This is a genomic window from Plebeiibacterium marinum, from assembly GCF_026013615.1.
In the GTDB taxonomy this organism is placed as follows: Bacteria; Bacteroidota; Bacteroidia; order Bacteroidales; family Marinilabiliaceae; genus Saccharicrinis; species Saccharicrinis marinus_A.
The window spans coordinates 64,506-74,930 of record NZ_JAPDPI010000007.1 but is presented as its reverse complement, the minus strand read 5'-3'; the positions used below and the strand labels follow the sequence as shown (position 1 = coordinate 74,930).

The following is a 10,425-nucleotide window of genomic DNA, read 5'->3' as shown; positions in this document are numbered from 1 at the left end:
GGCGTTTTAAAGGATATACAACCAAATGAGAGAATTTATAAATAGAACATATTATTTTGTTTTGTTTCTGTTGGTGTTTTGTATTAATGGAAATGCTCAGGATGTATCGTTTTCCCAAAATTATGCATCGCCGCTGTATTTAAGTCCGTCTTTTACCGGATTAACAGAAGGGAGCAGGCTTGCATTAAACTACAGAGATCAATGGCCAAGTATTCCGCAAACATATAGTTCTTTCTCTTTCTCTTTTGATCATTACTTCTCTGATTTTAATAGCGGTTTAGGCTTCTTATATTTTCGTGATGACCAACAGAAGGGTGCTTTGGTAAATCAAAATGTAGGTCTGTTGTATGCTTATGAAGTCTATGTATCAGATAAAATTATGATTCGTCCGGGTATTCAATTTAAGTTTGCCCAATCTTTCCTTGACTTATCAAAAGTTACTTTTGGTCGTGAAATAGATCCAAATACCGGGGGGGATGCAACTAGTGGAGATTTTGTTCTGGCGCAGGATCAAACCAATAAATTTGATGCTGCAGCATCTGTAATGATTTATAGTAATTTTTATTGGGGAGGGATAACCGTAGACCATTTGGTTAAGAATAACAATAGCTTTACCGATATAGAACCCATAAGCGGTTTAAAACTGACTATGTTTGGTGGCGTTAAGTGGGTATATAAGGAAGGAAGGAGAAGGGAGCCTGATCAAAGTGTTACCTTTGCTTTTAATTACAGAAATCAAGACGACTTTAACCAGTTGGATGTTGGTGCATATTGGCAGTATAACCCAATTGAATTAGGGCTTTGGTACCGGGGTATCCCCACTTCAAATAAAGAACAATTGTCAAATAAAGATGCTATAATCGCAATATTTGGTGTTCATCTTGGCCGAACCCGGGTTGGTTATTCCTATGATCTAACCATATCCGACCTGGCAGGAAATACAGGGGGGGCGCATGAGGTATCGCTGATGTATACAATACCATCGTCTAATAAACCCAGAATTAACAGGAATGCAATCCCTTGTTCACAGCCTGGATATTCTGGAGGAGGGCCTTCAAGAAGTAAATATCGAGGCAGGTCAAGGCGTATTTTCTAAAACAAGGCGTCAATTTTGGTTTGGTTAGACAAAAAAGCCAAAATAAATTTTTAAATATTTGTTATTAATTTATATTTGTTGTCCGATTAAGTAAAAGCTGTTATAATGCTTGTTTAGTTTTATAAGGCGTTAATCAAAGATATAGTCTCAAAGTATTAATGGCGTATAAATAAATCACATTCAGTTATAATTGGATTTAGATATATGTTCAAGAATGTAAATTTTAAATGTATGAAACGATTTTTACTGGTAGTTAATTTAGTTTTTTTAGCAGGATTGAGTTCGGTATTATTAGTAGGATGTAACGAAAAAGCTGATTCTGACACAAATGCAAGCAATCCGAAAGGTTCAGGCAGTATTGCCGAAGGAGATGTTTTTCCTGTTGCATATATAGATACAGATTCATTATTACGCCAGTATCAGTACGCCATATACTTACAGGAAGAACTATTAAAGAAAGAAGAAAAGTCAAGAACAGATTTTAACGAACAGGCTAAGAAATTAGAAACCCAGCTGGCAGAATTTCAGCGTAAGGTTCAAAATAATGGTTTCTTATCAAGAGAAAGAGCTGAAAAAGAGCAAAGAAACTTGATGTCAAAAGAGCAGGAACTACAAGGTTTGAATGCCAAGTTATCAAATGAATTAATGGTTGAGCAGGAAAAGCTAAACCGCCAGCTGAGAGATACATTGACTTCTTATCTTGAAGAAATGAATAAGGCAGGCAATTATAAGCTTATTTTAAGTAATACCTTGGGAGATAATGTTCTTTACAGCGCTCCGGGTATTAATATTACGCAAAGTGTTGCGGATGCTTTAAATAAAAGATATGAAGTAAGCAAAGGAAAAGCTTCAGCAGAGTAACAAAAGATTTTTTTATAATATTCAAGGCAGAATCCTAAAAAGGGTTCTGCCTTTTTTGCAAAGAAGAACTAATGGATCACTTGTTCAGTAAATATCTTAGGAGACATCCGGCTTTTACAAGCTTTGATGTCCTGCAAATTAAAGAATCAGGTTTGATTGTGGTTATTCCTGTTTATTTAGAAGACTCGATCAGGGCAACTCTTGATTCGTTAAGAAGCTGTAATAAGATTGATTGCCATGTTTCTGTAATATTGGTGATAAATGCGGCCGCAGGTTCATCAGAAAAGGTTTTAAGTCTTCAGTTGCAAACCATCAGGGAGCTCAATGAATTTGCTGGTAAGAATAATACATCATCATTAAGTTTTTATGTTGTTGAAGCATTAGAACTTCCACAAAAGCATTTTGGCGCTGGCCTGGCCCGGAAAATTGGTATGGATCTGGCTGTGCAGCATTTTTACAATGCCGAAAACCAGGAAGGTATTATCGCATCTTTGGACGCAGATACTTTAGTTGATAAAAACTATTTTGAGGAAATAAGGCAGTGGTTTGGGGCTAGTCAAAAAAATAATGCGTGTTCCATTTATTACGAGCATCCTGTTGATGGGGATGAGTATGCTGTAGAAATTTATGATGCCATAACGCAATATGAACTTCATTTGAGGTATTACGTTGAGTCTCTTCGTTCCATTGGTTTCCCATATGCTTATCATACTGTTGGCTCTTGTTTTGCTTTTACAGCCAATGCGTATGTCAGGGCAGGGGGGATGAACCGCCGTCAGGGTGGTGAAGAATTTTATTTTATTCAAAAACTAATACAGCTTGGTGGATATGGGGAATTGAACTCAACCACAATAAAACCTTCTTCAAGGATCTCGGATAGGGTTCCCTTTGGTACTGGGCCATCTGTAAAACAAATTGTTGATGGGCAGGGAGAGTATCTGACTTATAACCCTACTGCTTTTTTCGATTTGAAAGAGTTATTCCTGAATGCAGATAAATACTATAAAATTGATAAAGAGGTTTATCATGAGGAGATATTGAAATTACCAGGTGCTGTCAGGAGTTTTTTACTAAACTCTGATTTTTGGGAAGAGTTGAATCATTTATATAACAACTGTACTACGGCCGATGTTTTTAAAAAGCGTTTTTACCATATTTTTAACGCGTTTAAGGTTGTAAAGTATCTCAACTATGTTCATGAGCATTTTATTGAAAAAACAACAGCTTTTGATGCGGCTATTGAGTTGCTGCAGCGCTTAGGTGTTGATACCGCTGATTATTTTGACGAGAAAGAATTATTGCTAAAATACAGGGAAATGCAAAAGCTCCATCATTAAATATTCCAGAAACGGTAATAATCCCCACTCAGCTTCCCTACTTTCAACTTTCAACTTTCAACTTTTAACTATTCACTAGTTTCTCACGAGTACTTTCTGAAACTTACATAAAAATCAAGTGTTGCAGTGAGTAAAATACCTATGATCCAGTAAGAACGTTGAAAATATATGGCTACAATGGCGGCCGCTAAAAATAGGGCACTGACTGTAAGTATGGCATGCAATCTTCGTCTGTCTTCTTTGGCATTTAGTAAGTTGAAAAGGCGGATGCCCATAAATGGGATAAAGCCTCCAATTAAAAAGGGTAATGCTAAAGAAGAATCGTTCAGTTTTAAAAATACGCCTAAAATAATTCCGGCCATTCCCAAATAATAGGTAAAGCTTAGTGTTTTATATAAATTCATTATTCCTCCTCTTCAACAATGACAAAAATATCCTCGTTTTTTTTCTTCATTAAATATTGTTCCCGGGCAAACTTTTCCAGACTCTCAGCGCTTTCTTCAATTTCATTTCGGTTGCGAAGGTTGTTTTCTATCTCAACTTCGTAATGTTGCTTTTGTTTTTCAAGCTGATTGATACGTGATGAGAGTTTGCTCCTGTCCCATAGGTTGTTCTGATCAAAAAATCCTATCCAAACACCAAATACAACCAATGTAAGTATGTATTTGTTTTTCAAATAAGATGGAATTTTTATTTTTGAAAATCTCATGGCAAATACTTTGTTGCAAATGTATAAAAATTAGGACAGCTTTCTGACCTGGGTTTTAAAACATCAATTGCAGTTACAATTATCGCTCCTCCATTTTATGTAGAGTTTTGCTGTCGATAGTAGATGACTTGCCTGGTGAGACAATCGGTTTTGAGTTCATCTTTCTCTCAAAAGGCATACTAAACCACCCATTGTTTTCAAACATCAGCCGGTCGTTTAGTTCCGGAAAATCTATTCGGGTGAGATCTTTTATCTTATGTATAACCGCGTTACTGTTATCATAGGTCAATGCAACATTTTTAATTTGTTTGAAAGGAATTATCTGGCCTTTAATAAATTCTCCTTTTTTATTGGTGTACACCTTTATAATTGGAGTTAAAGCGTTTGGACCTGATAGGTTGAAACGCGAATAGGTGGCAAAGTTCCCAAGGCTATAGGCAATAAAACGGTTTTTGTAAACCTCAATGGCCCTGCAAACATGGGGGCCATGACCAAATATAATATCTGCTCCGGCATCAATCATGGCATGTGCAAATTCATATACATTGCTACGATTTTCTCCATAAAAGATTTCATTTTCACGGGTGATGTGTTGGTGTTTTGCTCCTTCGGCTCCACCATGAAAGGAAACGATAACTATATCGTATTTCTTTTTTAAGTCGCGTACAATTTTTATGGCGTTTGGCAAATCGTTGATGTCAACAGTCCCGGTATTGGGTGAAAACCCTGCCAGCCCAATTGTCAGATTTTTTACGGATGCCGTGTCTGTGGGCTTATCCAATAAGCCGGCCCATGCAATATTCAGTTTATTAAGATGGTAACGGGTTGTCTCTAATCCTGCAGGACCAAAATCCCTGATGTGGTTATTGGCAAGATTCAAAAAATCAAAACCAGCCTCTTTAAAAATGGGCGCGTATATTTCGGGCATCTTAAATGCGTAACATTTGGTTGTGTCCCTGCATTTTTTGAATACAGGTCCTTCGTCAAGGAAACTTCCTTCCAGGTTTCCAAAAGTAATATCAGCATCCTTTAAATAAGGAATCGCTTCCGATAAGTAAGGTAAAGGGTTGTTGTCAGGGGGCAGATATTCTTTCTTTGGGAAATCAGTTCCCAACATCATGTCTCCAACCCCAATAAATGATATTAATGAATCCTTTTCCTGTGCTTCAGCATAAAAACAAAAGCATACTGACAGAATAATATAAAGTGTTGTCTTCATTTTACAAATATAAGTAGAGCGAGCAATAGAATGGTCTGAAACACTATATTTTCTGTTGTATATTGCGGGTTTTTAACCCAAATGACTTAATATTGTAAAACCAATTTCACAAAAAGAGAAGCGCAATGCCTTATAAGGAACCAAAAATTGAGAAGTTATACTATACCATTGGCGAGGTAGCTGAAATGTTTCAGGTGAATACTTCATTAATTCGCTTTTGGGAAAAGGAGTTTGATATTATAAAACCCCATAAAAACAAGAAAGGCAACAGGCTTTTTACTCCTGCGGATGTAGAAAACTTCCATTTGATTTTTCATCTGGTGAAAGAAAAGGGGATGACCTTGAAAGGGGCACAAAAAAAACTGGAAGAGAATCATGATGATACCGTAAATAACTTTGAAGTGGTTTCTAAACTAAAGAGCATTCGGGAAATGCTTTTAGAAATGAAGGAAAGTTTGGAATCTGAAAATCAAGAGGAGGAATAGGCTTATAGCTTATAGCCAATAGCTGATAGCTTATGGCTGATAACTGATAGCTTATGGCTTATAGCGCATGGCTTATAGCGGATTGCTTTTGTGTGGAACCTGAAGTGTTGCGATCAATACCAATTTGGTATGCAGTTCGCTAATCATCTATATTTTAATACTAGTTCAAAAATTAGCATGCAGATAAAAAACATTACTCAAATATTAGAGGAGTTTGCCCCTCCTGCTTATCAGGAAAGTTACGATAATTCAGGTTTAATCATTGGAACCCAAAGTGATGAAGTTACCGGGGTTTTGATTACCCTGGATGTGACAGAAGAAGTGGTTGACGAAGCGATAGCGCTTGGATATAATCTGATTGTATCTCACCATCCTATTGTAATGGGAGGAATTAAGCGCCTGAACGGTAAAAATTATGTGGAACGTTGCGTTATCAAAGCAATTAGAAATAATATTGCGATTTATGCCTGTCACACCAATGCCGATAGTGTATTGGCTGGAGTAAACGGAGAAATCTGTAAAAGAATAGGATTAACAAATTGCAGGATTCTGGCTCCTAAAACAGATACTTTATTTAAAATAGTAACCTTTGTGCCCGAAGCAAATGCAGACGAAGTTCGTAATGCAATATTTAACGCAGGGGCAGGTCATATCGGGAACTATGATTCCTGTAGTTTTAGCATCAATGGCAATGGAACTTTCAGGGGAGGGGAAAATACCAATCCGTTTGTTGGCCTTAAAGGCGAATTGCATACAGAAAAGGAAATAAGGATAGAAACCATTTTTCCTTCGCATTTAAAGGGTAAGGTAATTTCTGCCCTGATTAAAGTTCATCCATACGAAGAGGTTGCCTATGATATTTACCCTTTGGCAAATAATTTTGAAAGTGCAGGGTCGGGGATGTATGGAGATCTTGAGGAGCCGGAAGATGAGCTTTCTTTTTTAAACAGGATAAAAGAAGTGTTTGGTTGTGGCACAATAAAATACACTGCATTAAATAACCGGCCAATCAAAAAAGTTGCTGTTTGTGGGGGGGCTGGAAGTTTTCTGTTAGGAAAAGCCAAGGCCGCAGGGGCAGACGTTTTTATAAGCGGCGACTTTAAATATCATCAATATTTTGATGCTGAAAATGAAATTTTAATAGCCGATATTGGGCATTTTGAAAGCGAACAATTTACTAAAGAAGTTTTTTTTGAGTTACTTACAAAAAAAATCCCTAATTTTGCGATTCGTTTATCAAAAGTAAATACAAATCCTATTAAATATTTGTAGCATAATGGCAACAACAAATCAAAACGCTGAAATGTCTGTAGAAGAAAAGTTAAAGGCATTGTACGACTTGCAAAAAGTGGCAACTGAAGTTGATAAGATTAGAACTTTAAGAGGTGAGTTACCACTAGAAGTACAGGATTTGGAAGACGAAATAGAAGGTCTTGAAACTCGTATTTCCAATTACGAAGGCGAAATTAAAACATTAAATGATTCTATTACAGGTAAAAAAAATGAGATAAAAGAATCTGGCGTTTTAATTAAAAAATATGAAGCTCAGCAAATGAATGTTCGCAATAACCGCGAATTTGATTCATTGTCGAAAGAAATTGAATTTCAAAAACTGGAAATTGAATTGAGCGAAAAAAGAATCAGAGAGTTTAGTGCTGAGTTAAGCAATAAGCAGGAAGTGATTGATTCTTCAAAGCAATTGCTGGAAGATAGAAAGGCAGATCTTGCTGCAAAAAAGAAGGAGCTGACTGATATTATCGGTGAAACTCAGGTTGATGAGGAGAAAATGGTTGATAAAATTTCGCAGATCGAAAGCACAATCGATGAGCGCTTATTAACCGCTTTTAAAAGAATCAGGTCAAACGCCGTTAACGGACTGGCTGTGGTTACAGTTGAGCGTGATGCATGTGGAGGTTGTTTTAATAAAATTCCACCTCAGCGCCAATTGGATATCAAATCTCGCAAAAAAGTTATTGTTTGTGAGTATTGTGGAAGAATATTGGTTGATGACGAGATGGATCAATCAGCAGAATAGATTAAACCTGTTTTTATAACATAATAAGGCTGCTTCTAACGGAGTGGCCTTTGTTCTATGGTACGTTTTGCATTAAATACATTATTGGTGTTTTTTTTCCTGGTTGTATTATGGATTGATTGTTTTTCCCAGGTTAAAAGCAATAGGTATGAAAAATGCAAAAGGCTGATATTTGAACTGGATCCGGAAGGTGCAGATTCGTGTATCAGCCACATTGAAAAGGAGGAAGAGAAAGTATATTTGGGGCTATACAGGAGTTTTGTTTCCAATATGGTTTTAAATACTGAAGACTATGCCTCCTATACCTCAAAATTTAATAAAGGAGTAAAAAGACTTCTTAATCAAAAAGAAAGGGCGTATAAGTCCCTTTTGTTTTTATCGGAGCTGCACCTGCAAAAAGGCATTGTGGATTACCAGCACGACAACACCCTTAAAGCAGTTCGTAATTTTTCAACAGCCTATAGTTATTGGAAAGAATGTAACAGTAAGTCTTACGATTTGCCGGAATATGATAAGCTGGCCGGGATATTTAATTTATTGATTGGGAACCTGCCCCAGCCATATAGCCAGTGGGTGAGTTGGTTTGGTTTTAATGGGGACACCCAAACGGGTTTTGAGTATCTGGAGAATTACCTGAGAAGGCAACATCCCAATACCGGGGATCAATATGAAGCATTGCTTTATTTGAGTTTTTCATATCTGAAATTCGGGCAGGATGAAAAGGTCATTAAATCCTTTGTGGAAAAATATGCTTCAACAAAAATCCCCGATTTTTTGCAGTCGATCCTGCTTCGTTGTGCAAATAAAATACGTGATCCTTTTTTATGTGCTTCCTTTTTTGAAAAGCGATCCGATTTTCCTCCACTCGTATATCTGAAAGGAAAGTATGCGGTTCAAAAGGGATATGATGGGGCACCCAAAATCTTGAATCGTTATTTGAATATGATTCATAATGAGGAGTTCAGGGCAGATGCTTATCGCTATTTGTCGTGGCACTACCTTTTGAATGGGCAGCCAATAAAATATGAAAACTATCGGGATTCAATAAGAGTGTTAACTGAGTTTCCAACAAGCGAGGATCGTCAGGCAAGATATGAAGCAAAGCTTGATGGTAAACAGGATACTTTACTTCTTAAAGCAAGAATGCTTTTTGATATAGGAGCGTATAAAGAAGCTCAAAAGGCGTTGATTGGTTATTCTCAGAATAATGGGAGTGTAAAAAAATATCCTGAATTCCATTATAGGTTAGGGAGGAGTTTTTATGCAATGGGAGATACTTTAAATGCCCTAAATTGTTTTAGTGAGACCATTGCGCTACCAGATAAAGATAAGCGGTATTTTAGACCTTATGCTGCCCTTTATGCGGCAGAGATATATCTAAGCAGGAATGATACCCTAAAGGGTGCTGAAATGATACAAAAAGCAAAGGCCCTGAATGAAGGGGAATATCAGTATACCATTGGCCAGAAAATTAAAAAACTTGATAGATTTTAAAATCAAACTTGACATTGGCAATTTAGTATGGTAAATTAGCGTGAGTTAAATATCAAGTGTTTCCTAAATTTTTGCCAATGAACAAATCTATCATCTAAACTAAAACTACAAACAACACTACTCTTCTTATTTTTTTATAACCTATAAATTTTTTATGCATGAAAAAGATACTTTTCATAGTACCTTTCTGTGTGTGTTGTTTTGTGAACGCACAGTTGAATATCGCTAATGTTAATACAGATTATATTATTGATTTTGATCATACTGTAGATGGGATTAATAATGAAGTTTTTAGTGCAGCCGGGTTTTCTCCTGTTCCGGCTACAGGTCAATTAAATTCAAACGGAATTATCGTAAAAGGATTTAGTGACGGGGATGTTGGTTTTGGAGAAGAAAATATTTCAAATGACATGACCAGGGGAAACTCTGTTGGGGGTGTCAGGTATGGGGGATTATATGCCTTTGAAGTTGAAGAGGGCAATTATGCCTTGGGTTTTCAACCCGGGGAAACCGATTTTACTCCAGGGGAAATTATATTGAAGGTAATGAATAATGAAGCCGGAAATATTGGGGAGTTTGGGGTGACTTATGATTTGTGGTGCTTTAATGACCAGGACCGAAGTAATAGCCTGACAATGTCCTATTCGTTAGATAATATTGAGTATACCGTGTTGTCAGAAAGTGAATTTATTTCACCTGAAGTACAGGCCGGAACACCTGTTTGGACTAAAAATACAGTGAGTGTTTCTGTTTCTGCTTTGGTGGCAGATAACCAATGTGTTTACCTGAAGTGGTTCAGCGATGATGTTTCAGGTACAGATTCAAGGGATGAGTTTGCAATTGATAATATTGTTGTCAATGCCAGTTCGGCGGGAAATCAAACGTCAAATTCAGACAGGAATGCTGTGGGTGTGTGTGTTTATCCAAATCCTTTTCAAGACAAGGTTTATGTAAAAGCCAATAATAGCATAATTTCAGTTAAGGTTTTTAATACCCGTGGTGTGGTATTGATACACCGTAACCGTATTAATGAACACGGAGCTGTTTTTGAAACGGGGCAGTTACCCAAAGGAATTTATCTTGTGGAAATTTCTGTCGAAAGCGGGGAAACCCAATATAAAAAGCTTATTAAGAGGTAGGCTAACAAAAAATGACTTGATATTTTAGCAAAATGGGGTGTTCTTGTATT

At 36.8% G+C, this 10,425-nt stretch carries 11 protein-coding genes; 8 read left to right on the top strand and 3 right to left on the bottom strand.

The annotated features are described in order from the left end of the window. The first annotated feature begins 25 nt into the window (after positions 1 to 25). The 3 genes from OM074_RS05325 (at position 26) to OM074_RS05315 (ending at position 3,294) form a co-directional block, all read left to right on the top strand. Positions 26 to 1,096, top strand: coding sequence for a PorP/SprF family type IX secretion system membrane protein (locus OM074_RS05325; protein WP_301198258.1), 1,071 nt, complete (start codon positions 26 to 28; stop codon positions 1,094 to 1,096). A gap of 231 nt (positions 1,097 to 1,327) precedes the next feature. Next, positions 1,328 to 1,957: an OmpH/Skp family outer membrane protein gene (locus OM074_RS05320; protein WP_301198257.1), complete on the top strand. Its 630-nt coding sequence runs from the start codon at positions 1,328 to 1,330 to the stop codon at positions 1,955 to 1,957. A 71-nt stretch (positions 1,958 to 2,028) separates the two neighbouring features. Continuing rightward, positions 2,029 to 3,294, top strand: a complete 1,266-nt coding sequence (locus OM074_RS05315) for a glycosyltransferase family 2 protein (protein ID WP_301198256.1) — start codon at positions 2,029 to 2,031, stop codon at positions 3,292 to 3,294. Between the two features lie 83 nt (positions 3,295 to 3,377). Here OM074_RS05315 and OM074_RS05310 read toward each other — a convergent pair whose 3' ends face one another. From OM074_RS05310 to OM074_RS05300, 3 genes are all read right to left on the bottom strand, one after another. Further along, a complete protein-coding gene (locus OM074_RS05310; protein WP_301198255.1) occupies positions 3,378 to 3,698 on the bottom strand; it encodes a hypothetical protein in 321 nt (106 codons plus the stop codon). After that, positions 3,698 to 4,003, bottom strand: a complete 306-nt coding sequence (locus OM074_RS05305) for an FtsB family cell division protein (protein ID WP_301198254.1) — start codon at positions 4,001 to 4,003, stop codon at positions 3,698 to 3,700. Before OM074_RS05305 ends, OM074_RS05310 begins: the two co-directional genes overlap by 1 nt. 79 nt (positions 4,004 to 4,082) lie before the next feature. Beyond that, positions 4,083 to 5,222, bottom strand: a complete 1,140-nt coding sequence (locus tag OM074_RS05300; RefSeq protein ID WP_301198253.1) for a CapA family protein — start codon at positions 5,220 to 5,222, stop codon at positions 4,083 to 4,085. Between the two features lie 125 nt (positions 5,223 to 5,347). On the opposite strand from OM074_RS05300, the gene OM074_RS05295 reads away from it, so the two are divergent. The 5 genes from OM074_RS05295 (at position 5,348) to OM074_RS05275 (ending at position 10,375) form a co-directional block, all read left to right on the top strand. Then, on the top strand, positions 5,348 to 5,707 hold the full coding sequence (locus OM074_RS05295; RefSeq protein ID WP_301198252.1) for a MerR family transcriptional regulator: 360 nt from the start codon (positions 5,348 to 5,350) through the stop codon (positions 5,705 to 5,707). A gap of 177 nt (positions 5,708 to 5,884) precedes the next feature. Next, entirely contained in the window at positions 5,885 to 6,979 is a 1,095-nt protein-coding gene (locus OM074_RS05290; protein WP_301198251.1) for a Nif3-like dinuclear metal center hexameric protein, read from the top strand. Between the two features lie 4 nt (positions 6,980 to 6,983). After that, positions 6,984 to 7,742: a zinc ribbon domain-containing protein gene (locus OM074_RS05285; protein ID WP_301198250.1), complete on the top strand. Its 759-nt coding sequence runs from the start codon at positions 6,984 to 6,986 to the stop codon at positions 7,740 to 7,742. 87 nt (positions 7,743 to 7,829) lie between these two features. After that, a complete protein-coding gene (locus tag OM074_RS05280) occupies positions 7,830 to 9,236 on the top strand; it encodes a tetratricopeptide repeat protein (RefSeq protein WP_301198249.1) in 1,407 nt (468 codons plus the stop codon). Positions 9,237 to 9,394: 158 nt separating this feature from the next. Then, positions 9,395 to 10,375, top strand: coding sequence for a T9SS type A sorting domain-containing protein (locus OM074_RS05275; protein WP_301198248.1), 981 nt, complete (start codon positions 9,395 to 9,397; stop codon positions 10,373 to 10,375). Positions 10,376 to 10,425 lie beyond the last annotated feature (50 nt).